Source organism: Streptomyces glomeratus (assembly GCF_021462825.1).
GTDB lineage: Bacteria > Actinomycetota > Actinomycetes > Streptomycetales > Streptomycetaceae > Streptomyces > Streptomyces glomeratus.
In genome coordinates this window covers 16,975-40,694 of the sequence record NZ_JAKEEB010000009.1, presented here as the reverse complement: position 1 = coordinate 40,694, position 23,720 = coordinate 16,975, and the positions used below count along the sequence as shown (strand labels likewise).

Below are 23,720 nucleotides of genomic sequence, written 5' to 3'. Positions count from 1 at the left end.
GGGTGGCCGCGGTTGCGCCGCGCGTGTCTCCTACTTCCCGGCGCGCAACCGGTTGAATTCGGCGACGTTCCGCTGCTGCTCCTCGTAGCTCGCCGTGAACCGTGTGTCGCCCGGCTTGACCGTGACGAAGTACAGCCAGTTGCCCGGCGCGGGGTTGAGCGTGGCGCGCATCGCGGCCTGACCCGGATTGGAGATCGGTGTCGGCGGCAGGCCCGTGCTGCGGTACGAGTTGTAGGGACTGTCGATCTTCGTGTCCCTCACGGTGGTGTGGAGCGTGGAGCGCCTCAGCGCGTAGTTGAGGGTGGAGTCCATCTGGAGCGGCATGCCCCGCTCCAGGCGGTTGAAGACCACTCGGGCCACCTTGGCCATATCGTCCTTGGTCGCCGCCTCGGCCTGCACGATGCTGGCGACGGTGACGGCCTGGTAGCCGGTGAGGGTTCGGCGCTGGGCGCCCGCGGTGATCGCGCCGCCGCCGAGCCTCTTGTTCGCCAGGTCGACCATGTATCGCAGTACGGACTCCGGGGTCGCCCCCTCGGGGAGCGGATAGGAGGCAGGGAAGAGGTAGCCCTCGGGGTTGCCCCGAGCGGCCCGCGGAAGCTTGAGGTGTGCTTTGGGCAGGGACTTCTTCGTGGAACCCGGCGGCAGCCGCAGGGCCTTGTCGACCGCCGCGTAGACCTGGCCCGCGCGCCAGCCCTCCGGGATCACGAGGCCGGTGCCCGGGGCCTTTCCGTCGCTGCGCGACGTCACCAGCGGCACCGCCACGGCGGCGGCCGCCACGGCGAGCCCGGTCGCGACGAGGGCGGCCCGGCTGCCTCGCGTCAGTCTCGTCTGCTTGCGTGGCGGAGTGATCGTCTGCATGGGCGCACAGTATCCCGGCAATAGTCAAAAAACTGGCATATCGTCACCTTGTCGACTCCAGTCGGGCGTCCCGCCGGACAAGGGCCGCATACCGGCCGTCGAGCTCCAGCAGCTCCTCGTGCGTGCCCCGTTCGACCGTGCACCCGGAGTCGAGGACCACGATCTGGTCGGCCGCCCGGATGGTGGACAGCCGGTGGGCGATGGTGAGCGTGGTTCGGTCGGCCGACAGGGCGTCGATCGCTTCCTGGACCGCGTGCTCGGTCCGGGTGTCGAGGGCGCTGGTCGCCTCGTCGAGAATGAGGACCGGCGGATCGCGCAGGATGGTGCGGGCGATGGCGAGCCGCTGCTTCTCGCCGCCCGAGAAGCGGTGTCCGCGCTCACCGACGATCGTGTCGTACCCGTCGGGCAGTCCCGCGATGTGGTCGTGGATCTGGGCGGCCTTCGCCGCCGCGTACAGTTCCTCGTCGGTCGCCTCCGGCTTCGCGAAGCGCAGGTTGTCGGCGACCGAGGCATGGAAGAGGTAGGTCTCCTGGGAGACGACGCCGACCGCCCGAGCGAGCGTGTCGAAGTCCAGGTCCCGGACGTCGACTCCATCGAGCGTGACCCGCCCGCCCGTCACGTCGTACAGCCGCGGCACGAGATAGCTGAGCGTGGACTTTCCGGAGCCGGTGGGGCCGACGACGGCGAGACTGGTGCCCGCCGGAACGGTGATGTCGATGTCCTTGAGGATCGGTCCGCTCTTGTCGTCGTAGTGGAACTCGACGTCCTCGAAGCGGATCTCGCCCTTGATCCGGTCGAGACGGACCGGATCGTCGGACTCGGTGATGTCGATGGGCAGGTCCAGGTACTCGAAGATGCGCTGGAAGAGCGCGAGCGAGGTCTGGATCTGCACACCGGTGGACAGCAGGCTGACGGTCGGCCGGAAAAGGCCCTGCTGGAGCGAGACGAACGCCACCAGCGTGCCGATCGAGATGGACGGACCGCCGAGCCGGAGCGCGATGCCCGCGGTCCAGTAGATGACGGCCGGCATGGCGGCCATGACGATCGTGATCACGGCCATGCGCCAGCGGCCCGCCATGTTCGACTTCACCTCGAGGTCGACCAGGCTCTCGGACTCGCTCGCGAAGGACTCGGTGAGCGAGTCGGCCCGGCCCATGGTGCGGCCGAGCAGGATGCCGCTGACCGAGAGCGACTCGGTGACGGTGGCGGCCATCGCGGCCATCTGCTTCTGACGCTGGGTGGCGATCTTCTTGCGTTCGTTGCCGACCCGACGGCTGATCCAGACGAACAGCGGCAGCAGGAGCAGCGAGACGACGGTGAGCCGCCAGTCGAGGGCGACCATCGCGACGATGGTCGCGACCACGCTGGTGAGGTTCGAGACCAGGGAGGTCGCGGTGGAGGTGACGGTCGCCTGCATGCCGCCGATGTCGTTGGCGATGCGGGACTGGACCTCGCCCGTGCGGGTGCGCGTGAAGAAGGCGAGCGACATCCGCTGCAGCCGGCCGTAGACGGCGGTGCGCAGATCGTGCATGACGCGCTGGCCGACCGTCGTGGAGATGAGGGTCTGCAGCACACCGAAGACGCTGGTGACGACGGCGCTCAGGATCATGCCGAGGGCCAGCAGGCTCAGCAGTCCGGTACGGCCCTGCGGAATCGCGACGTCCAGAATTTCCCTGAGCAGGAACGGCGTGGCGACGGAGACCAGCGACGCGGCGCCGACGAGCAGGCCCACGACGGCGAGCCGGCCGCTGTACGGCTTGAAGAGCCTGAGGATGCGGCGCACCTGCCGCGGTTGTTCGGACGGGCCGTCAGAGGACGGGGTCCAGGCGGGTTGATCGGGATGCATGGGCTCCTACGGAGGTCGGGCAGCGCTCGGCATGCGGCGGCGCTGCGGGCGTCGGAACGGTGATGCGGGATCGGGACGGCAGCAGTGCGGACGATCCCTCACGGATCTTAGCTCATTGTTACCTATACTCACAATGAACGACGTCCTGATATTATTCCTGTATGACCCTTGCCGACCCCGACGGCCTGCTAGCCGAGCAACTGCTGCGGCTCACCCGCCGCGTGCACCGCATCCAGAAACGTCATCTGGAGCGGTGCGACCTGGGTATCACTCCGGCCCAGTCACGGCTGCTGCGCACGCTCGCCCACTTCGGGTCGCCGCCCCGCATGGCGGACCTGGCCGAGCGTCTGGAAGTCGTGCCGCGGGCGGTGACCACGCTGGTCGACGGCCTGGAGGCGAGCGGCAGGGTGCGCCGGGTGCCCGACCCCAGCAATCGGCGGGTGATCCGGATCGAGGTCACGGACCAGGGCCGAGAGGCGCTGCGCGCGGTGCGCGGCGCCCGCAGATCCGCTGCCGAGGAGATCCTGGCCCCTCTGACGGACGAGCAGCGCGAGGTGCTCGGAGGTCTGCTCGACACGCTGATCGACGGCGGTGAGACTCCCTCCGCACTCCGAGGGGAGCAGCGCTGCTGACCGCCCGCGCAGACGCCTGAACCTCCCGCACCGCACACGACGGACGGCGCTCCCGCCCCGTACCACCGGAGCGAGAGCGCCCGACTCCCTCAGCAGCCGTCGCGGTCCTCGGTGAGCACTCCCTGAACCGTCGTCAGCCGCCGGTCGTAGCAGCCGCGCGAGCCGTACAGCCGGTGGCGCTCGCTCGTCGTGCCGACCGCATGCCGCCGGTCACGCGGCACATTGGTGGTGTAGGCGGCGTCCCCGGTGTAGGTGTCGTCGAGCCGGGACCACGCGCCGCGCCGGCCGTCGCGGGTCTCGACGAGCGAGGCCCGGTCCCCGAGCGTCAGGACGGTGCGCAGCCGGCCGTCCGCGCCGATGGTCGTGGAGCCGTTCATCGTGTACGTACGGTGGGTGCGCGTCGTGCGGGCCGGGCCCGGTCCGTCGACGGTGACCGACTCGTCGTCCGTCCAGGTGGCGTCGAGACCGTCCATGTCCTCGCCGTCGGTCCAGCGGTGCACGGAGGTGTTCGCCAGTGTCCGGCTGACGGTCGTGGTGACCCGGCCGTGCGAGGTGTCGACGTATCCCGCGACCGTGAGCCGGTGACCGCCCTCGGTGTCCAGCCGGTTCTCCGTGCCCGGGGTGTACACCGGGGAGCCGACGGGATCGCCCGCCTGATGGACGGTGAGCTTCCCGGTGACGCGAGCGCTCTTCGCGTCCTGCCACACCAGGATGTTCACGGGGGTGCTCCAGCCCGTCTGCCCGGCGGGCACACCCACGACGGAGACCTCGACCCGGTGCGGTCGGCCGTCGTCGAGGATCCCGGCGAACGGCGTGAGGTCATAGGTGATCGGCTTGACGTCGAAGGCGCGCGGCCCCGGGATCACGTACCAGAGGAAGGGGTTGGACCAGCCTCCGGTCCACACGGTCGGGAACGGCGCCGCGATACCGGCGAGCCGGCCGTCGACCGTGACCTGCACCTCCCGGTAGGGGCCGCCCGTCGCCTTGCAGGAGTACGGCGCCGAGTCGGGCACGGTGAGGTACCAGAACTCCTCACAGCCACCGCCCGAGCCGGTGGCGTACACCTCGGCGACGACGCGTTCGCTGTTGCGGGGCGTGGTCAGGGTGCCGTCCTGGAGGGTGAGGACACGGTCGGGGGCGTGGGCGGCCCTGCCCGTGTAGAACGTGAGCGTGACTTTGACGTCGATGACCCCGGTGTAGGTGTCGTCGACGACGTTGCCGATGAGCATCTCCACATCACGGCTCGTGCGGAACGTGTCGCTGTAGCGGGTGACGTCCTTCTCGACGGACCACTCGATCCCGTCCGGCGACGGCTCCGGCGTGGACGTACGGAAGATCTCGACCCCGCCGACGTGCAGATAACCGAGGCGGTCGAACTGCCGTCCCTTGACCTTGCCGTCGAGGCGCAGCACGACCTTGCTCCAGCGCTCGCCGCAGCCGCTCGACGGGGTGTATGTGCCCCGGTAGGGGGTGAAGTCCCGGAACTGCGTCTCGGCGAGGGTGACGTCGCACGACGGCGAGTTCGGCCGCGCGACCGGCGGGGCCGCGGTCAGCGGGTCGTGCCAGTCGGTACCGAATTCGGCGGGCGGAGTCACGGCGGCCGAGGGGTTTCCGGCCGATGCGGGGCCCGCCCCGAGGAGGAGACTCACCGTCAGCGCCACGCCGGTGAGCATGGACATGATTATCCGGCTTCTCATGTCCCGTGTTTCTACGGGGAGTCGACGCGGCCCGCAATGAGTACCCCCGAACACTCGATCGCGGTGCACCCGCATCCGGCCGACCGACTAGGCTTTCAGGGCCTGCCTGTCCCCCATCACCACCACGGGATGCCGGTCCGGGTCGAGCGTCCGCAGCAGGTACTCCATCCCGGATTCGGGCAAGGTGACGCATCCCGACGTACCGTCACCGTGGTCCACGTGCAGCCAGATGCCGCCACCCCTTTTGTCACCCTCGGGCCGGGTCGGATCGGTCGGCGGAGTGCCTCTGAGCCGGTTGTAGTCGATGGCGATGACGTAGTCGAAGTCGTGCAAGTGCGCCTCGCCCCAGCTCTGCGGCACCCGGTAGGACTTTCCCTGGTCGTACGGAAGACGGGCGCCCGGGTCGTCCAGGGTTCCACCAGCATCGCTGAGCGTGAACACCCCGACAGGGGTCCGCAGATCGTTCTCGTGATGGTCCGTCGTCCAGCCCTTCCGGCCGTTGTGGCCCTGCCACTGACCGGCCTCGTACCAGGCGTCGTCATCGTCCTTCTCATAGAGCACGAGGGTGCAGTCCGGCGAGTCCTCGCCCTCCCCGTAGACCGCCAGAACCTGGCGCGAGGCCTCGGGGATGAGCCGGTGCAGCCGGGCGCCGACGCCCGGAACGCGCCCCGGGTCGGCCGTGGGATCGGATGTTGCGGGAGGACTCGGATCCGCCTGATCCGGAAACGTCCGTCCGGCGGATTGCTCGTCCGACGACGGCACACCTCCTCCGGCAGCCCCCGGATCCGAGGGCGGCACATCTCCCCCGGCAGCCCCCGGACCCGACGACGACACATCTCCCCCGGCAGCCCCCGGGCCCGCCGACGGTCCGGCTCCGCGCGCAGCCCCCGGATCCGCCGACGGCGTAACGCCCCCTGCGGGCTCCGGATCCCTCGACGGCGCGACGCCCCCCGCGGGCCCCGGATCCGCCGATGCCGCACCTCCCCCGGTACGCCCCGGATTCGCCGGGAGAGCGGACGCTCCGCCGGCACTGTTTCCCGGGCCGCCGCCCGCCACCGCGTGACCGCCGGCTTCCCAACCGCCGCACGCCGACAGGGACATCACCAGCACGCCGCAGGCCGCCGCCACGGCTCGCGTGCGCACCGCACCGCACACCTCACCCGTACTCATGCGACATATCGTCACATTATCTTGTTAATAAGTGCGTTCCTGTCCCGGCTTTTCACCCGCCTGCCACAGGGGCCGGATCCGGTCGTCCGAGCGGGAAAACCGTTTGCCTTCACCCACCCTCCGAGGCGACTCTGTCACGGCTTGTCACGGGCCCGCGCGACGTGCGGGGACACGCGCCGACCCGTGCACCGCACCGCAGCCCCGTCCAATCCCTGACTCGAGCCGCTGGGACGCCATGCAGATTCAAGACCTTCCGTATCCCGACCCGGGTGTACCGGACGCCCGCTCGGGTCCCCGATTCCTGTGGTGGCTCGGCCGGAACCAACTCGGCGGACAGCTCAAGGCACTCGCCTGGGGGCTGCTGCACTTCATGTCCGTCTCGGGAATGCCGTTCTGTGTCGGTCTCGCCGTCCAGGCGGTCGTCGATCGCTCAGGCGTCCGGCTCGCTCTCACCGGAGGGCTGCTTGTGCTGTGCGGCGCGGGCATCGCGCTGGGCGACACCATGCTGCACCGCACCGCGGTCACCAACTGGATCACCGCGGCCGCGCGGGTCCAGCAGCTCCTGGCCCGCCGGACGGCCCAGCTCGGCTCCGCCCTGACCCGACGTGTCGCGGCCGGTGAGGTCGTCGCCGTGTCCACCGGCGACGTCGAGAAGATCGGCTGGTTCGTGGAGGCCGCCTCCCGCTTCAGCGCGGCGGCCCTCACCGTCGTGGCGGTCTGCGTCGGGCTCGTCCTGTACCAGCCCGCGCTCGGTGTCATCGTGGCCGTGGGCGTGCCGGTGCTGGCGCTCGCCGTGCTGCCGCTGCTGCCCCGGGCGACCCGGCGGGCCGACACCCAGCGCGAGAAGGCGGGCCGGGCCACCGAACTGGCCTCGGACACCGTCGCGGGTCTGAGGGTGCTGCGGGGCATCGGCGGCGAGGAACTGTTCCTGGAGCGCTACCGCAGGGCCTCCCAGGAGGTCCGCACCGCGGCCGTGCGAAGCGCCAGGATGTGGTCGCTGATCTCGGCGATCCAGGTGCTGCTTCCGGGGCTGCTGATGATCGCGGTCGTCTGGCGCGGCGTGCAGCTGGCGCAGGAGGGCCGGATCGCCGTGGGTGAGCTGGTCACCGTGTACAGCGCCGTCATGCTGCTCACCTACCCGCTGCGGCACTTCGAGGAGATCGCCATGGCGTACTCCTTCTCACGGCCGTCCGCCCGGCGTGCGGCCCGGGTGCTGGCGCTGCAACGGGCCACGGAACCCACCGGTTCCCACGAGGCCGGCGTACCGGAGGGGGACCTGTACGACCCGCGGACCGGACTGCTCGCGCCCGCAGGGCGGCTCACGGCCGTGGTCTGCGGCGACCCGGACGCGGCGGGCGTGCTGGCCGAACGGCTGGGCGGACACCCCGCGGAGCGGGCGGAGACGGACGTCTCGGTGCTTCTGGGCGGTGTGCCGCTGGACCGGCTGCCGCTCGACTCCGCCCGCACGGCGGTCCTCGTCCAGGACAAGGACCCGGTGCTGTTGTCGGGCACTCTGCGCGAACTGCTCGACGTACCGGCCTCGGGCACGGTCGGCGCCCGGGAGGCGCTGGCCGCCGCGCAGTGCGGCGATGTTCTGGACGCCCTCGTACAGGGGTCACCGGGGGCCGCGGACCCGATGGAGGCGCGGATCACCGAGCGCGGCCGGTCGCTGTCCGGAGGCCAGCGCCAGCGGCTCGCCCTGGCCCGGTCGCTGATCACCGACCCGCAGGTTCTCGTCCTGGACGAACCGACGTCGGCCGTCGACTCGCACACCGAGGCGCGGATCGCCGAGGGGATCCGGAAGCTGCGGGCAGGCCGTACCACGGTCGTGTTCACCTCGTCGCCGCTGCTCCTGGACCATGCGGACCCCGTCGTGCTGGTGCACGAAGGCGTGGTAGCGGCGGTCGGTCTGCACCGTGACCTGCTGCGCAGCGAGCCCCGGTACCGCGCGGTCGTGACCCGGGAGACCGACGCCGAAGCCGCCGCACCCAACGACGTGCTCGTCGAACTGGAAGAGCTGGACGAGCTGGACGAGCTGGACGAGCTGGAAGGAATCGAGGAGAGCGCATGATCGGCGTTGCGCCACCGGCCTACGACCCGGCGGCCCCGACGGCGGCGAGCACGCTGCCGGTCGGCGCCCCCGCGACCGTACGCGCCTATGTGGCCGAACTGTTCCGCCGGCACCGCCGGGCCTTCCTGCTCCTGATCGCCGTCAACACGGTCTCCGTCATCGCGTCGATGGCGGGTCCCTACCTGCTGGGCGGCCTCGTGGAACGCCTGTCGGGCGGCGCGCGCGACCTTCATCTGGAGCGCACCGCCGCGCTCTTCGCCCTCGCCCTGGTGGTCCAGGCCGTGTTCGTACGGCTGGTGCGCCTGCGCGGGGCCGTCCTCGGCGAACGCATGCTCGCCGATCTGCGTGAGGACTTCCTGGTGCGGGCGGTGGGGCTGCCGCCGGGGGTACTGGAGCGGGCCGGGACCGGCGATCTGCTGTCCCGGATCACCACCGACATCGACCGGCTGGCCAACGCGATGCGCGAGGCCGTGCCGCAACTGGCCATCGGCGTGGTGTGGGCGGCCCTGCTGCTCGGCGGTCTGACCGTCACGGCTCCCGCGCTCGCCCCGGCCGTCCTCGTCGCGGTGCCCCTGCTGGTGATCGGCTGCCGCTGGTACTTCAGGCGCGCCCCCTCGGCCTACCGCTCGGAGGCCGCCGGATACGCCGCCGTGGCCGCCGTCCTCGCCGAGACCGTGGACGCCGGACGGACCGTGGAGGCCCACCGGCTCGGCACCCGGCGCATCGAGCTGTCGAACCGGCGGATCAGGGAGTGGACGGCCTGGGAGCGGTACACCCTCTGGCTGCGGTCGGTGCTCTTCCCGGTCATCAACATCACGCATGTCACGGTCCTGTGCTCGGTTCTGATGATCGGCGGCGTGTTCGTCCTGCGGGGCTGGATCGACGTCGGCCAGCTGACGACGGGCGCGCTTATCGCGCAGATGCTCGTCGACCCGGTCGGCCTGATCCTTCGCTGGTACGACGAGCTACAGGTCGCCCAGGTGTCGCTGGCCCGGCTGGTCGGGGTGCGGGACATCGAGCCGCAGGCGGGTGACCCGTCGGTGGCCCCCGACGGGCGGGACGTCGAGGCCGACGAGGTGCGCTTCGGCTACCTCCCGGGAGTCGAGGTACTGCACCGCGTCTCCCTGAACGTCGCGCCCGGCACCCGGCTCGCCCTCGTCGGGCCCTCCGGCGCGGGCAAGTCCACGCTGGGCCGGCTGCTCGCCGGGATCTATGCGCCCCGCGAGGGCCGGATCACCCTCGGCGGCGCCGAACTGTCCCGGATGCCGGCGGAGCGCGTGCGCTCGCACGTGGCCCTCGTCAACCAGGAGCACCACGTCTTCGTGGGCTCCCTGCGCGACAACCTGCTCCTGGCACGCACCCACGCCGTCGACGCCGAGCTGTGGGCCGCGCTGGCCGCGGTGGACGCGGGCGGCTGGGCACGCGCCCTCGACGACGGCCTGGACACCGAGGTGGGCTCGGGCGGCCTGGCGCTCACCCCGGCGCAGGCACAGCAGATCGCTCTGGCCCGGCTGGTGCTCGCCGATCCGCACACCCTGGTCCTGGACGAGGCGACCTCCCTGCTGGACCCGCGTGCGGCCCGCCATCTGGAGCGCTCGCTGGCCCGGGTCCTGGACGGCCGGACGGTCGTCGCGATCGCCCACCGGCTGCACACGGCCCACGACGCCGATGTGATCGCCGTCGTCGAGGACGGACGGATCAGCGAGCTGGGCAGCCACGACGACCTGGTCGCCGCGGACGGGGCGTACGCGGCGCTGTGGCGGTCCTGGCACGGCTGACCCCTGCACGCCGCGCATCGGCGCCCTGCGGAGGGTGGCCCCGGTGCCGGTTCCCCACCGGCCGTGCCGGCCTCCTCCCAGGCCCCACACCGCCGCGTCACCCCTGCCGTTGCGCAGTGGCGACGGGGGGTGGAAGGCTGGATCTCGGCAGCGGCAGGGGGCCGTGCCCCGAACCCTCCGGTTCCGTACGGCGTGGCCCGCGCCCGGCAGTCACCGTGTCCGCCGCCGTGCGGTGGCGCCCGGTCCGTCCCGACACCTGGAGGTAACCCGTGGACAGCACCGACGGTTGGGGTGACGACGTCTACCAGCCCGACGGATCCGAGGTGCAGGACGACGCGGGGCTGCTCGACGCCGAGGACACCCTGGAGAACGACGGAGTGAGCAACCCGCTCGATCGCGGCTGGTCGCCCCCGGAGCGGCCGTGGGCGGTGGACCATGTCGGCGTGACCGCGGCCGAGGGGCACTCCGGCGAAACGCTGGACCAGCGCCTCGCCGAGGAGGTCCCCGACATCTCGGTCCCGGACGGCGACGACATCGGGGACTGGGCCGACGGGGACGGCGAACCCCTGGACAACGAGGTCGGCGGCCCCCGCTCCGGCCGTCTCGTCGCCCCCGACGAAGGGGCGCACGAGGACGAGGAGAGCGGGCTGATCGCCAGCGATGTCGGCATCGACGGCGCCGCGGCCTCGGCGGAGGAGGCGGCCGTGCACATCGTCGACGAGGAGTACGGCTGACCCATCGGCGTCCGCCCCACCCGAGGAGCAGCCATGCAGCAGGACAAGCACCCCGACTACCACCCTGTGGTCTTCCGCGACCGCTCCGCCGGATACGCCTTCCTCACCCGGTCCACCGCGACCAGCGACCAGACCATCGAGTGGGATGACGGCGAGACCTACCCGGTCGTGGATGTCGAGATCTCGTCCGAGAGCCATCCCTTCTACACGGGCAAGGCACGGACGGTGGACTCGGAGGGGCGGGTCGCGCGGTTCGAACGGCGGTACGGCGGCGCGGGACGGACGGCCGAGGGGAACGAGACGGGCTGAGCCGGCCCGCTGAGCGGCCCAGGCCCACCGGCTCGGCCGCAGGTGGGCCCGCGCCGACGCGCCTGCGGTGTCGCGCGTGGCGCACCGGCAGCCGGAGGGCCGGGCACGAGCGGCAGGGCCCGGGGCCGGGCCGACAGACCACGCCAGCGGGCCGACGGACCAGAACGGTCGGCTGCCAGGCCCCGACGACGGGCCGACGAACCACGACGGCGCGCCGCCAGGCCCCGACGACGGGCAAGGCGAACGCCACCGTGCCGGGGCAGCTCTCAGATGACGTTGAGCGCCGCCGCGCAGCCGACCCCGCCGAGGAGCATGAACACCGGCATCAGCACCTTCAGCTCGACCCAGCTGCCGGCCCGGAACCGCATCACCTTGGGCGGGCCCACCGGGTACCAGCGCTTGCGGCCCACCGGTATCGGCCAGAGGATCGGGCAGCCGGAGACCGTCAGCGCGTCCCCGATGTCGTGGACCAGCGCGCCCAGGACGATCGGCAGGCCGAGCCACAGGTACTGCTGGCCGGGCGCGGTGAACAGCCAGTCCGAGCCATTGCCCGGTTTGTCGAGTATGCCCGCAAGGATCCAGGCGCTCGTCGCGGCCAGCAGCCACACCAGCACATCGCTGCTCGAACCGCGCGCCGCCCGCCACAGCAGCCCCTCGATGGCCAGCACCATATGCGCGAAGAGGATGGCCAGCACCGCCCACCGTCCGCCGGTGATGGCCGCGACCGAGGTGCCCCCGCCGATCAGCACAGCCCACAGCCAGGTGTGGGTGAGCGTGCGGTGACCGCCGGTCCGGCGCGCGTCGCCCTGTTTCCTGGTCGCCTTGTACACGGCGTACGACAGCTTGTCGACGATCTCGCAGACCCAGCGGGAGAGGGGGCCGAAGGCCCGCGAGATGGTGGCCGCCTTGTGGTCCAGGTCCGGGGCCAGGGCGGCACCTGCGCAGATCAGCGCGCCGACTAGGAGCACCGGCCAGGGCATCGGGTGCCCGGCCGCCGCGGCGGCCGCCCCCACCCCGAGCCAGGCCGCGGCTCCCGACAGTGAGTGTGCTGGTCCCATCATGGCCGCTTCCCGCCCCATTCCTTTTGCAGCGCTTCCCGGTTGCCGCCGTGCGCTGACGCGTCATCGGCGCCACAGCGTAGCGTTCGTGATCTTCGGGGGGACATCCGATTCCCCCATCGGGTGGGAGGCCAGGCAAGATGGGGGCGTGACCCTCATCGATCAGCTCCCGCAGACCGCAGACCCCGACGCCCTCTACGAAGCCTTCGAGTCGTGGGCCGGGGAGCGCGGCCTCACCCTCTATCCGCACCAGGAGGAGGCGCTGATCGAGGTGGTCTCGGGAGCGAACGTGATCGTGTCGACTCCCACCGGCTCCGGCAAGAGCATGATCGCAGCGGGCGCCCACTTCGCGGCGCTCGCCCGGGACGAGGTCACGTTCTACACCGCGCCGATCAAGGCGCTCGTCTCGGAGAAGTTCTTCGAGCTGTGCAAGGTCTTCGGCACCGAGAACGTCGGCATGCTCACGGGCGACGCCTCCGTCAACGCCGACGCCCCGGTGATCTGCTGCACGGCCGAGGTCCTCGCGTCCATCGCGCTTCGCGACGGCAAGCAGGCCGACGTCGGCCAGGTCGTCATGGACGAGTTCCATTTCTACGCCGAGGGGGACCGCGGCTGGGCCTGGCAGATCCCGATCCTCGAACTGCCCCAGGCGCAGTTCATCCTGATGTCGGCGACGCTCGGCGACGTCTCGATGTTCGAGAAGGACCTCACCCGCCGCACCGGCCGCCCCACGGCGGTGGTCCGCTCGGCGACCCGTCCGGTGCCGCTGTCGTACGAGTACCGGCGCACCCCGCTCACCGAGACGCTCACCGAACTGCTCCAGACCCGGCAGGCCCCCGTCTACATCGTCCACTTCACCCAGGCGCAGGCGGTGGAGCGGGCTCAGGCGCTGATGAGCATCAACATGTGCTCGCGGGAGGAGAAGGACCAGATCGCCGAGCTGATCGGCAACTTCCGCTTCACCACCAAGTTCGGTCGCAACCTCTCGCGTTACGTGCGGCACGGCATTGGTGTGCATCACGCCGGCATGCTGCCCAAGTACCGCCGCCTGGTGGAGAAGCTGGCTCAGGCCGGTCTGCTGAAGGTCATCTGCGGCACGGACACCCTGGGCGTCGGCGTCAACGTCCCCATCCGGACGGTGCTGTTCACTGCGTTGACCAAGTACGACGGAAATCGCGTGCGCACCCTGCGCGCCCGTGAGTTCCACCAGATCGCGGGCCGCGCCGGCCGTGCGGGCTTCGACACGGCAGGCCTCGTCGTGGCCCAGGCGCCGGAGCATGTCATCGAGAACGAGAAGGCGCTCGCCAAGGCGGGCGACGACCCGAAGAAGCGCCGCAAGGTGGTGCGCAAGAAGGCCCCGGAGGGCTTCGTCGGCTGGACGGAGAACACCTTCGAGAAGCTCATCGAGTCCGAGCCGGAACCGCTCACGTCCCGCTTCCGGGTCACCCACACCATGCTGCTGTCGGTGATCGCCCGGCCTGGCAACGCCTTCAAGGCGATGCGCCATCTGCTGGAGGACAACCACGAGCCGCGCAAGCAGCAGCTGCGGCACATCCGGCGCGCGATCGCGATCTACCGCTCGCTGCTGGACGGCGGAATCGTGGAGAAGCTCGACGAGCCGGACGCCACCGGCCGTATCGTGCGCCTCACCGTCGATCTCCAGCAGGACTTCGCGCTCAACCAGCCGCTGTCGACCTTCGCCCTGGCCGCATTCGAACTTCTCGACCCCGAGTCCCCCTCCTACGCTCTGGACATGGTCTCCGTGGTCGAGTCCACGCTGGACGACCCGCGGCAGATCCTGGTCGCCCAGCAGAACCGGGCGCGTGGTGAGGCCGTGGCCGCGATGAAGGCGGACGGCGTCGAGTACGAGGAGCGCATGGAGCGGCTCCAGGACGTGACCTACCCCAAGCCACTGGAGGAGCTGCTCTCCCACGCGTACAACACGTACCGCAAGAGTCACCCGTGGGTCGGCGACCATCCGCTGTCGCCGAAGTCGGTGATCCGCGACATGTACGAACGGGCGCTGTCCTTCACGGAGTTCGTCTCCTTCTACGAACTCGCCCGCACCGAGGGCATCGTGCTGCGCTACCTGGCCAGCGCCTACAAGGCCCTCGACCACACCGTCCCGGACGACCTGAAGTCGGACGACCTGGAGGACCTGATCGCCTGGCTCGGCGAGATGGTGCGCCAGGTCGACTCCAGCCTCCTGGACGAGTGGGAGCAGCTGGCCAACCCGGAGGAAATGACGGCTGAGGAGGCCCAGGAGAAGGCCGACCAGGTCAAGCCGGTCACCGCGAACGCGCGCGCCTTCCGCGTCCTGGTCCGTAACGCCATGTTCCGCCGTGTGGAGCTCGCCGCCCTCGACCAGATCGAGGAACTCGGCGAGATGGACGCCGAGGCCGGCTGGGATGCCGAGGCATGGGGCGCGGCCATGGACAAGTACTGGGACGAGTACGACGAACTCGGCACCGGCCCCGACGCCCGTGGCCCGAAGCTGCTGATGATCGAGGAGGAGCCGGCAAACGGGCTGTGGCGGGTCCGCCAGGCCTTCGCCGACCCCAGCGGCGATCACGACTGGGGCATCAGCGCCGAGATCGACCTCGCGGCCTCCGACGCGGAGGGCCGCGCCGTTGTCCGTGTGACCGACGTCGGCCAGCTGTGAGCACAGGAGAAGCCCACTCATGACAAACCCAGCCGAAAGGCTCGTCGATCTGCTCGACCTCGAGCAGATCGAGGTGAACATATTCCGCGGTCGCAGCCCCCAGGAGTCCCTGCAACGGGTCTTCGGCGGCCAGGTGGCCGGCCAGGCATTGGTCGCGGCGGGCCGTACGACGGACTGTGAACGGCCGGTGCACTCCCTGCACGCGTACTTTCTGCGCCCGGGCATCCCGGGCGTGCCCATCGTGTACCAGGTCGAACGGATCCGTGACGGGAGGTCCTTCACGACCCGCCGGGTCACGGCCGTACAGCAGGGCCGGACGATCTTCAATCTGACCGCCTCCTTCCACAAGCCTGAAGAGGGGGGTTTCGAGCACCAGTTGCCGCCGGCCCGAGAGGTCCCGGACCCGGAGTCGCTGCCGACGGTGGCGCAGGAGGTGAAGGAGCATCTGGGCGCGCTGCCCGAGACGCTGGAGCGGATGGCCCGGCGCCAGCCCTTCGACATCCGCTATGCGGACCCGCTGCGCTGGACCGCCGAGGACATAAAGGGTGCCGAGCCGCGCAGCGCCGTTTGGATGCGCGCCGTGAGCCCCCTGGGGGACGACCCGCTCGTACACACCTGCGCGCTGACGTACGCGAGCGACATGACACTCCTGGACGCCGTCCGTCTCCCCATCGAACCCCTGTGGGGGCCGCGCGGTTTCGACATGGCGTCGCTGGACCATGCCATGTGGTTCCATCGGCCGTTCCGCGCGGACGAGTGGTTCCTGTACGACCAGGAGTCGCCGATCGCGGTGGGGGGCCGCGGTCTGGCCCGGGGCCGTATCTACGACCGTCACGGGCGTCTGCTCGTCTCGGTCGTCCAGGAGGGACTGTTCCGCAGACTCCAGCCGTGACGCCGGGGGGCGGCCCTGGTGCCCGGGCGATGGTGCCCGCCGTACCAGTCAGGTCTCTCTGCGCCGGAGCCACCCGAGCATGACTCGCGACCGCGTCGGTCCCGGTCGGGTGGCCGAGTGCTGACCGGGCGGGTCGGTCCGGGGAAGGATCGCGTCGTCGGCGGGCGCGGGCGGGCACACAGGCACGGTGAGCCTTCCGCCCGGCGGCACCGACGCCACCCTCGGTGCGGGCCGGTGTCGTCGGGCCTCGGTCAGCGCCTGCGCCAGCTCGGCCCGGAGCCATTCGATCTCGTCGGGATCCTGGGCCGTCATGATCCGTGCGGCGATCGGGGCCGCCGGCGATCCGGGCGCCGGGTTTCCGGGCCGGGCGGGCCGCAGGCGGTCCAGATGGGCCCGCTCGTGTGGATCAGGGACGATCTCCGCCATCCGGACCGTATCCAGCAGGGACGCCACGACGGCGGCCTTCGCCCATGGGTCCCCGGCCTGGCGCAGCTCGAATCCGATGTGGCGTCCGCGCCAGTTGCGGGGCCGCAGATCCACTCCCGCCTCCAGCTGGCCGCGCAACCCCTCCGGTGTCCGGCCCGTCAGCAGCCGGGCGTTCTCCCGTGCTGCGGCGAACTGCCGTACCTCCTCCGCGAGATACAGCCAGACCACGGCCCGGTAGCGGTTCACGTACCACTTCACCGGGATGACCAGACCCAGGCGGGCGAACCGGGTGAACCTGCCGGGGGTGACTCCCATCAGCGCCGCGCCGTCCCTGGTGCCCACCGTCTCGACCCACCCGCGCAGCGCCTCGGGGAACCCTTCCTCCGCACGCACACGGTCGATCTCCGCGCGTGGGACCCTGCGGCTCCCTCCTGCCTCGTGCGGAACGGTGCGTACGCGCCCGAGCCGCACGGCGAGGTCGAACTCGCCCCGCCTGAGATCCAGTTCCCGTGCCGCGCGGCTCGGCGCCAGCGTGGACGTGCTGGAGGTGCGCCCTGTGAAGGTGCCGGCAGCTTCGGCGCGGGCGGGCGTGATCGTGTTTCCGGACATGGCCGTCTCCCCCGTGGAATCCGTCGCGGACACCCTGCGTATCCGCCTGGAAAAGACCGTAGCCGGATCGCCAGATCTCGGAGACTGCCTGTGGATAACTCCGCCGAGTGCCCGTTTCCACAGGTCAAGCGCCATATGGACGCTGCTCGCAGGCGTCGGTCTCCCCGGCGTCGGGGGCGGAGTGTGCCTCGGGGTCAGGGATCCACGGTCGGCGTCTGATCCCGCTGCCGCTCGTCCACGGCCAGGTGCTCGCCGACTTGGTTCACGAGCAGCGTCATCTCGTACGCGATCTGCCCGATGTCGGCCTCGGCAGCGCTGAGTACGCACAGACAGCTTCCGGCACCGGCCGCGGTGACGAACAGGATCGCGTCATCGAACTCGATCATGGTCTGGCGGACCTGGCCCGCACCGAAATGGCGGCCCGAGCCCTTGGCCAGGCTGTGCAGCCCCGACGACACCGCGGCGAGATGCTCGGCGTCCTCGCGCCGCAGCCCGGTGCTCGTGCCGGTCACCAGTCCGTCGTTGGACAGCACCAGGGCATGCCGTATGTGCTCCACGCGCTCGGTCAGGTCGTCCAGGAGCCAGCCGAGCCCGGTGTTCTGCGCCATGGTCCTCTCTCCCCGTGATGTCGCTCCCCCTGGCCGGAGGATCCGGTCAGCCAGCCTTCACCACGGGCGCCCTGGCGGCAAGCAGGATGGACGCATGGCACAGAAGATGACCGACGAACAGTGGCGGGCCTTCGTCTCCCAGGGCACCCGCACCGGGAAACTCTCCACGGTCCGCGCCGACGGCAGTCCGCACGTGGCACCCGTCTGGTTTCTGCTGGACGGCGACGATCTGGTCTTCAACACCGGGAAGGAGACGGTGAAGGGCAGGAATCTGGCCAGGGACGGGCGGGTCGCCCTCTGTGTGGACGACGACCGCCCTCCGTACGGCTTCGTCGTCTTGCAGGGGCCGGCCCGCTTGTCGGAGGACCTCGACGAGGTGCGGTACTGGGCGACCCGGCTCGGCGCCCGGTACATGGGCGAGGAGCGGGCCGAGGAGTTCGGCGCTCGCAACGGCGTCCCGGGAGAACTCCTGGTCCGCGTGCGGATCGAGAAGGTCCTGGCGTACGCGGCAGTCACCGAGTAGCCGGTCAGCTCACGGAGTCGAGCAGCCGGGCGGTGTGCATCCGCCCGGCATACTCGACGAGGCGGATCAGCACCTCCTTGCCGGAGTCGCGGTCCCGCGCGTCGCAGAGCACCACGGGCGTGCCCCGGTCGAGGTCGAGGGCGCGCGACACGTCGTGAGCGCCATAGGCGCGGGCTCCGGCGAAGCAGTTGACGGCAACCACGAACGGGATGCGCCGGTGCTCGAAGTAGTCGACCGCTGGGAAGCAGTCCTCGAGCCGCCGGGTGTCCGCGAGCACGACGGCGCCGAGGGCACCCTGGGAGAGTTCGTCCCACAGGAACCAGAAGCGGTCCTGGCCAGGAGTGCCGAAGAGGTAGAGCGAGAGCCCGGACCGGATGGTGATGCGTCCGAAGTCCATGGCGACCGTCGTCGTGACCTTCTGGTCCACACCGTCGGTGTCGTCCACGCACTGGCCGGCTTCGCTCAGCAACTCCTCGGTCCGCAGGGGCCTGATCTCACTGACCGCGCCCACAAGGGTCGTCTTGCCCGCGCCGAATCCGCCGGCGACCAGGATCTTCAACGCCAGGGCGGCCGTCTCGGCCTCGGGGGCGTCGGAAAACTCGGAGACCATCGATCACTTCTCTCGGGAGTGCCGACAACCGTCGACGTCAGTACATCTGTGCGGGTTCAGCATCATGACAAGTACGCTTGGCCTTCGAGGGGTTGGACCGCTAATTGACCGATCTGACCGGTTCTCGCCCATTCGGTGCTCGAACGGATGCTCAACTCGGCGCGCACCCCGACCCTTGTGGTTACGGTTCATCGCTTCACAGCGCCCTCAGCCCCGCGATGACCTCGCGCAGAATCCGTTCGTCGGGCAGTTGGGCCGGCGGTACGGGGCGGCTGACCCGGACGTGCCCCAGTTCCAGCAGATCCCCAACGAGGACCCTGACGACGCCGACGGGCAGGTCCGTGCCCGCGGCGAGTTCTGCGACGGACTGCGTCTCGATGCGGCACAGGTCCAGCAGGGCGCGGTGCTCGGGGCCCAGCGAGGTGGGATCGTCGACATCGGGCGCGCCTGCCTCCAGCGAGACGAGGGCGATGAGGTCGAAGCGCACGCCTGCGGGCCCGGGCCTGGTGCGGCCGCCCGTCATCGCGTAGGGGCGGACGAGCGGCCCTGCCTCGTGGTCGTACCACTGGCTGCCCGGCCGCTGCTCGACGTCTGTCCTGTCCTCGGTCATCCCCGACCGCCTTCGGTTCTCATCCGGCGGCCGGCGGATGCGCGGCCACCCGGGGCGGTGTGTAGAGGTGTTCGCCGACTCGTTTGACCAACCGGGCCATTTCGTAGGCCACCAGGCCGATGTCCGCCGTGACGGCGGTGAGAACGGCGAGGCAGGAGCCGTCGCCCGCGGCAGCCACGAAGAGGAAGCCCTCGTCCATCTCCACCAGGGTCTGACGTACTCCGCCCACATTGAAGTGGCGTCCCACGCCCTTGGCGAGGCTGTGGAACCCCGACGCCACGGCGGCCAGATGCTCCGCGTCCTCGCGGCTGAGACCGGTGGACGCGCCGACCGACAGGCCGTCGTTCGAGAGCACCACGGCGTGCCGCACCTCCGCCACGCGCAGCACCATGTCGTCAAGCAGCCAGTCGAGTTCGCTCGACCGCTGGTCGGCCCTCATGCTCGGGTCCTGGATCATGCGGGGTCTCCTTCACTGCTGTCACCGAGGGGGCCTGTCGTGCGACCGGGGGCGCGGCCCCCGCCACGGGCCCATCCGTCGCGGTAGGCCGCCAGGCGGTCCCGTACCAGTTCGGGGGTGCGCTCGTCGTCGCGCCGTGCTCCGGGCGCACCCGGGATCTGCTCCTGGGGGCGCTGTCCGCGCAATTGAGGGGCGAGGCTCGCCTGACGTACCCGGCGCGGTAGGTCCTCGGAGGTATCGGAGTCGTCCGCGGCCCGGTGCAACCGCAGGGTGGCGACCCCGGGCGGCGGGGCTCCGGGCGGGGTGCCGGCAGGCGCCTCCCTCCCCGCCTGGGCCAGCGCGGGCCGCTCCGCGGCCTGTTCGACGGGCTCCTTGCGCACCGCGTTCGTCGCCACGCGCGCGTACTCGCGTTCCTCGTGCCGTTCGGCAGTGGCGACAGGCGGGGAGGGTGCGGTCGCACCGTTGTGCAGCAGGGTGGTCGGCAGGAGGACGACGGCGGTCGTGCCGCCGTAGGGCGAGGGGCGCAGATGCACCTTGATGCCGTGCCGTGAGGCGAGCCTGCTGACGACGAAGAGGCCCAGCCGGTCGCTGTCGAACAGATCCAGGGCCTCGGACTGCTCGATGCGCCGGTTGGCCTCGGCTAGCGTTTCCTGGCCCATGCCGAGTCCCCGGTCCTCGACCTCGATGGCGTATCCGGTACCGACGGGCTCTCCACTGACGCGCACACGCGTGTGGGGCGGCGAGAACTGGGCGGCGTTCTCGATGATCTCGGCGAGGAGGTGGGTGATGTCGGCGACCGCCGTGCCGATCACCGAAGCCTCGGGGAGTTGCCGTACCTCCACGCGCGCGTAGTCCTCGACTTCTGAGACGGCCGCACGGACGACGTTGGTCAGTGAGACGGGCATGCGCCAAGCCCGGCCCGGTGCGGCTCCGGAGAGGATGATGAGACTCTCGGCGTGACGGCGCATGCGCGTGGTCAGGTGGTCGAGACGGAACAGGTCGCTCAACTCGTTCGGGTCCTCGGAGCGGCGCTCCATGCTGTCGAGCAGACTGAGCTGGCGGTGCACCAGCACCTGGCTGCGCCGGGCGAGGTTGACGAAGACCCCGGAGATGCCGCTGGCGAGTTCCGCACGTTCGGCGGCGGCGCGCAGGGCGGCACGGTGCACGGTGCCCAGGGCCTCGGCGACCTGTCCGGTCTCGTCCTCGGCGGGCGGCCCGGGCGGCGCCTCGGCGTCAACGTCGATCTCCTCGCCTGTGCGCAGCTTCCGCATGGCCTGCGGGAGTTTGTGCCGGGCGATCTCCAGTGCGCTGTTGCGCAGGCTGACCAGTTCGACGACGAGTCCGCGCCCGATGCGCACGGAGATGACGAGCGACGCCACGACGGCGACGAGCCCCAGGAGGACAGCGGCACCGGCCGGGCTGAGCAGCCCGCGGGTGAACAAGTCGGCCCTCCGTACCACGCCTCGCCCCGCGTCGGCCTCGATGGTCCGCATGCCGTCCTGCACACGCGCGTGAGCGGGGTTCCAGACGCCTTCGGGAGCCGCGTCGACGGCCGCCCTGCCCGGCCGGACGGTCAGGATCCTGTCCTCGGCGGCGCCGACCTCGGCATACGCGCCGCCCTTCGCGAGCCGGTCCCAGGCGGCGCTTTCGCCGCCGCTCAGGTCGGCGACCGCTGAGGCGGTCAGCGTGCGGCGCGTGTCGACGGCTCCGGTCAACAGCCGCAGACGCTCGCCGTCCAGGGTCCCCGCGAGACGGGCGCTGGAGAGCACCGCGTCCTCCTGGGCGAGCGACTCTCCCGCACGGGAGAACTCGAGCAGTACGCGCGCGTCGGATCCGAGACCGGCGTCCTGGACACCGGTGAGGGCGCCGCTCACCGAGAAGGCCGTGGCGATGGTGCCGGTGTACTGCCCGTACGTCTCGTCCCAGCCGCTCCGGTGGGCGAGCACGTCGCTGCGCAGGGAGCGCAGGCGTTCGACTCCGGTGAGAAAGGCCTCGAGGCGGACGGGCACCCCGGAGGGGAGGTCGGCGCCGTCCGCGACGGTGTTGTGGCGGCCGAGCCGCAGCCTGGCCGCCGCCTCGTCGGTCCGCGCTGCCAGATCCTTGAGGTCGCCCTGCTGTTCGGCCGCGGGGTTGGTGGCGTAGCGCACCGCGGCCGCGCGTTCGCTCTGCAGGGCGGTGACGGCGTCGGCGAGCGGGGCGCGCACGGTGGAGTCCACCTGTTGCAGCCGGCGCAGCCGGGCGACGTCCTGGGCGGTACTGACGGTGGCGTACGCCCAGAGGGCGAGCAAGGAGATCACGGGCACCATCAGCAGGCAGACGATCTTCGCCCGGACGGTGCGGGGACGTATGCGCCAACCCCCTGGACGTACGGGGGTGACGGACGGCTCGGCGCCACCGGTCTCAGCGGTCTCGACGCGCTCGTCGGCCGGCGGGCCGGCATGTGCGCGCCGGCCCCGGACGGGGGGCTGGGCCGGCGCCTCGGCGGCGGCCGCGGGGGTCCTACGGGGTGTACGCATGGCCTCCTCGCTCGTAGTGGGTCGGGACGTGCCGTTGCGGGGCCCGGTGTCAGCGGGCGACGCGCTCGACCGGTCGCTGGGCCGAGGCGGAGGCCTCGCGCTCGCCCGCGGTCGGCGACAGTGCGACGAACGCCGAGGTCAGGAAGAGATAGGAACCGAGACCGACGGCGAGGGGGAAGATGAACTGCATCGCCGCGGCCCCCGGCAGGGCCTGCCTGGACGGGTCGACATGTACGCTCACCGCGAACATCCCGGTGTAGTGCATGCTGCTGACCGCCGCCCCCATGACGAGCGAGGCGACGGTGACGGCGACGGGTGACTTGATGTTGAGGCCCGCCCACAGGGCCGCCGTCGCCGCGACCACCGCGATCAGGACGGAGGCCGCGACCAGCACCGGGTCGTAGCGCACCGCCCCGTGCAGCCGCAGCGCCGCCATGCCCAGGTAGTGCATGCTCGCCACGCCGAGGCCGGTGGTCAGGCCGCCGAGGAGCAGCGCCCGGGTCCGGTCCCGGCTGTAGCCGACGGCGAAAACGCCCACCCCGACGACGATCACGGCGACGAGCAGACTGAGGATGGTCAGCGGCACGTCGTAGCGGATCTCGGTACCGGTGACGCCGAAACCGAGCATGGCCACGAAGTGCATGGTCCAGATGCCGGTGCCGATCGCGGAGGCCGCGGTGAGGAGCCAGTTGCGACGCGACCTGCCGGTGGCGCCGAGCGCTCGGACGGTGCAGCGCAGCCCGAGGGCGGCGCCCATGCACGCCATCACGTACGACAGCACGGGGGTCAGCCAGCCGAATGTGGCATGGTCCAGGTGTCCCATGGCCGCAGGACGCTAGCCCCGGCGAGGGGGCACAAAGGGTGCGCATTTCGAAAAGTGTTGGAATCTGACCTGGACAGGCCCTGGAGCGATCGCCTCACGTTCGTACATGCGCGCAGGGGTGTCCCTCACGGAGGTGAGGAATCATGCGGAACATGAGCGACGACCACACACACGTCCAGGAGTTCTTCGCCGCGCGGGCAGCCGACTGGGACACTCGGTTCCCCGACGACGGCCCGGCCTACGCTGCAGCGGTGACAGCTCTCGGGCTGCACGAGGGTGACCGCGTGCTCGACGCCGGGTGCGGCACGGGCCGGGCTCTGCCGCCGCTGCGCGCGGCCGTCGGTCCGTCGGGAGTGGTCCTCGGCGCGGATCTCACTCCGGCGATGCTGGAGGCCGCCGCACGGTCCGGACGGGACCGCGACGGACGGCTGCTGCTCGCCGACGTGGCCGCGCTGCCCTTGCGCACGGAGTCCCTCGACGCGGTGTTCGCGGCGGGTCTCATCGCCCATCTTCCCGACCCGCTCGGGAACCTGCGGGAGTTGGCTCGCGTGGTGCGGCCCGGCGGCCGGCTGGCGCTCTTCCATCCGATCGGCCGGGCGGCCCTCGCGGCCCGCCAGGGCCGGCAGATCACTGCCGGCGATCTGCGCGCCGAGTCCAACCTGCGCCCTCTGCTGGCGGATTCCGGCTGGCGTATGACGTCGTACGTCGACGAGGACGCCCGCTTCCTCGCCCTGGCCGAGCGGAAGGGCTGAACTGGGCACGGTTCACGAAGCGGTATCGCCTGCTTGTGGACCCCGACCCACCGTCGAGGTCACCGCTCAGCCCAACCGG

Annotated in this window: 21 protein-coding genes; 9 read left to right on the top strand and 12 right to left on the bottom strand. The window is 71.0% G+C overall.

What is annotated here, in order from left to right; genetic code table 11:
* Nucleotides 1-30: 30 nt before the first annotated feature.
* Both mltG and LZ604_RS13015 read right to left on the bottom strand, forming a co-directional pair.
* Nucleotides 31-858, bottom strand: coding sequence for an endolytic transglycosylase MltG (mltG, locus tag LZ604_RS13020; protein WP_234515218.1), 828 nt, complete (start codon nt 856-858; stop codon nt 31-33).
* A 43-nt stretch (nt 859-901) separates the two neighbouring features.
* A complete protein-coding gene (locus LZ604_RS13015) occupies nt 902-2,704 on the bottom strand; it encodes an ABC transporter ATP-binding protein (RefSeq protein ID WP_234515217.1) in 1,803 nt (600 codons plus the stop codon).
* 161 nt (nt 2,705-2,865) lie between these two features.
* Here LZ604_RS13015 and LZ604_RS13010 point away from each other — a divergent pair, with 161 nt between their 5' ends.
* The gene (locus LZ604_RS13010; protein WP_234515216.1) at nt 2,866-3,336 is read left to right on the top strand and encodes a MarR family winged helix-turn-helix transcriptional regulator; all 471 of its coding nucleotides are present in this window, start codon (nt 2,866-2,868) and stop codon (nt 3,334-3,336) included.
* Nucleotides 3,337-3,425: 89 nt separating this feature from the next.
* On the opposite strand, the gene LZ604_RS13005 is transcribed toward LZ604_RS13010, so the two are convergent.
* Both LZ604_RS13005 and LZ604_RS13000 read right to left on the bottom strand, forming a co-directional pair.
* Nucleotides 3,426-5,033, bottom strand: a complete 1,608-nt coding sequence (locus LZ604_RS13005; RefSeq protein WP_308283580.1) for a peptide-N4-asparagine amidase — start codon at nt 5,031-5,033, stop codon at nt 3,426-3,428.
* 87 nt (nt 5,034-5,120) lie between these two features.
* Complete coding sequence (locus LZ604_RS13000; protein ID WP_372482131.1) at nt 5,121-5,795, bottom strand: L,D-transpeptidase family protein; 675 nt, start codon at nt 5,793-5,795, stop codon at nt 5,121-5,123.
* A gap of 643 nt (nt 5,796-6,438) precedes the next feature.
* Between LZ604_RS13000 and LZ604_RS12995 the strand changes: the two genes are divergently transcribed.
* The 4 genes from LZ604_RS12995 (at nt 6,439) to LZ604_RS12980 (ending at nt 11,095) form a co-directional block, all read left to right on the top strand.
* The gene (locus tag LZ604_RS12995) at nt 6,439-8,274 is read left to right on the top strand and encodes an ABC transporter transmembrane domain-containing protein (protein WP_234515213.1); all 1,836 of its coding nucleotides are present in this window, start codon (nt 6,439-6,441) and stop codon (nt 8,272-8,274) included.
* Entirely contained in the window at nt 8,271-10,052 is a 1,782-nt protein-coding gene (locus LZ604_RS12990; protein WP_234515212.1) for an ABC transporter ATP-binding protein, read from the top strand. Before LZ604_RS12995 ends, LZ604_RS12990 begins: the two co-directional genes overlap by 4 nt.
* A 269-nt stretch (nt 10,053-10,321) precedes the next feature.
* On the top strand, nt 10,322-10,786 hold the full coding sequence (locus LZ604_RS12985) for a DUF5709 domain-containing protein (protein ID WP_234515211.1): 465 nt from the start codon (nt 10,322-10,324) through the stop codon (nt 10,784-10,786).
* A gap of 33 nt (nt 10,787-10,819) precedes the next feature.
* Entirely contained in the window at nt 10,820-11,095 is a 276-nt protein-coding gene (locus LZ604_RS12980; RefSeq protein ID WP_234515210.1) for a type B 50S ribosomal protein L31, read from the top strand.
* A gap of 266 nt (nt 11,096-11,361) precedes the next feature.
* Here the strand turns inward: LZ604_RS12980 and LZ604_RS12975 are convergent, their stop codons facing one another.
* Complete coding sequence (locus LZ604_RS12975) at nt 11,362-12,156, bottom strand: metal-dependent hydrolase (RefSeq protein WP_234515209.1); 795 nt, start codon at nt 12,154-12,156, stop codon at nt 11,362-11,364.
* 145 nt (nt 12,157-12,301) lie between these two features.
* Here LZ604_RS12975 and LZ604_RS12970 point away from each other — a divergent pair, with 145 nt between their 5' ends.
* Together LZ604_RS12970 and LZ604_RS12965 are read left to right on the top strand one after the other, a co-directional pair.
* Complete coding sequence (locus LZ604_RS12970; RefSeq protein WP_234515208.1) at nt 12,302-14,815, top strand: DEAD/DEAH box helicase; 2,514 nt, start codon at nt 12,302-12,304, stop codon at nt 14,813-14,815.
* A gap of 19 nt (nt 14,816-14,834) precedes the next feature.
* On the top strand, nt 14,835-15,707 hold the full coding sequence (locus tag LZ604_RS12965) for an acyl-CoA thioesterase (protein ID WP_234515207.1): 873 nt from the start codon (nt 14,835-14,837) through the stop codon (nt 15,705-15,707).
* A 48-nt stretch (nt 15,708-15,755) separates the two neighbouring features.
* On the opposite strand, the gene LZ604_RS12960 is transcribed toward LZ604_RS12965, so the two are convergent.
* Entirely contained in the window at nt 15,756-16,742 is a 987-nt protein-coding gene (locus LZ604_RS12960; RefSeq protein WP_234515206.1) for a DUF6397 family protein, read from the bottom strand.
* Between the two features lie 194 nt (nt 16,743-16,936).
* The gene (locus LZ604_RS12955) at nt 16,937-17,350 is read right to left on the bottom strand and encodes a roadblock/LC7 domain-containing protein (RefSeq protein WP_234515205.1); all 414 of its coding nucleotides are present in this window, start codon (nt 17,348-17,350) and stop codon (nt 16,937-16,939) included.
* Nucleotides 17,351-17,444: 94 nt separating this feature from the next.
* Between LZ604_RS12955 and LZ604_RS12950 the strand changes: the two genes are divergently transcribed.
* The gene (locus LZ604_RS12950) at nt 17,445-17,873 is read left to right on the top strand and encodes a PPOX class F420-dependent oxidoreductase (RefSeq protein ID WP_234515204.1); all 429 of its coding nucleotides are present in this window, start codon (nt 17,445-17,447) and stop codon (nt 17,871-17,873) included.
* Nucleotides 17,874-17,877: 4 nt separating this feature from the next.
* On the opposite strand, the gene LZ604_RS12945 is transcribed toward LZ604_RS12950, so the two are convergent.
* The 5 genes from LZ604_RS12945 to LZ604_RS12925 all read right to left on the bottom strand — a co-directional run bounded on the left by LZ604_RS12945 (nt 17,878) and on the right by LZ604_RS12925 (nt 22,889).
* On the bottom strand, nt 17,878-18,483 hold the full coding sequence (locus LZ604_RS12945) for a GTP-binding protein (RefSeq protein ID WP_234515203.1): 606 nt from the start codon (nt 18,481-18,483) through the stop codon (nt 17,878-17,880).
* Nucleotides 18,484-18,679: 196 nt separating this feature from the next.
* Complete coding sequence (locus tag LZ604_RS12940) at nt 18,680-19,093, bottom strand: DUF742 domain-containing protein (RefSeq protein WP_234515202.1); 414 nt, start codon at nt 19,091-19,093, stop codon at nt 18,680-18,682.
* A gap of 19 nt (nt 19,094-19,112) precedes the next feature.
* Nucleotides 19,113-19,550, bottom strand: a complete 438-nt coding sequence (locus LZ604_RS12935) for a roadblock/LC7 domain-containing protein (protein ID WP_234515201.1) — start codon at nt 19,548-19,550, stop codon at nt 19,113-19,115.
* On the bottom strand, nt 19,547-22,066 hold the full coding sequence (locus LZ604_RS12930) for a sensor histidine kinase (protein WP_234515200.1): 2,520 nt from the start codon (nt 22,064-22,066) through the stop codon (nt 19,547-19,549). Before LZ604_RS12930 ends, LZ604_RS12935 begins: the two co-directional genes overlap by 4 nt.
* Nucleotides 22,067-22,115: 49 nt before the next feature.
* Nucleotides 22,116-22,889 (bottom strand): MHYT domain-containing protein, encoded by a 774-nt coding sequence (locus LZ604_RS12925; protein ID WP_234515199.1) that lies wholly within the window; start codon nt 22,887-22,889, stop codon nt 22,116-22,118.
* A gap of 152 nt (nt 22,890-23,041) precedes the next feature.
* On the opposite strand from LZ604_RS12925, the gene LZ604_RS12920 reads away from it, so the two are divergent.
* Nucleotides 23,042-23,641 carry a class I SAM-dependent methyltransferase gene (locus LZ604_RS12920; RefSeq protein WP_234515198.1) on the top strand — a complete coding sequence of 200 codons (600 nt, stop codon included), beginning with the start codon at nt 23,042-23,044 and terminating at the stop codon, nt 23,639-23,641.
* Nucleotides 23,642-23,720 lie beyond the last annotated feature (79 nt).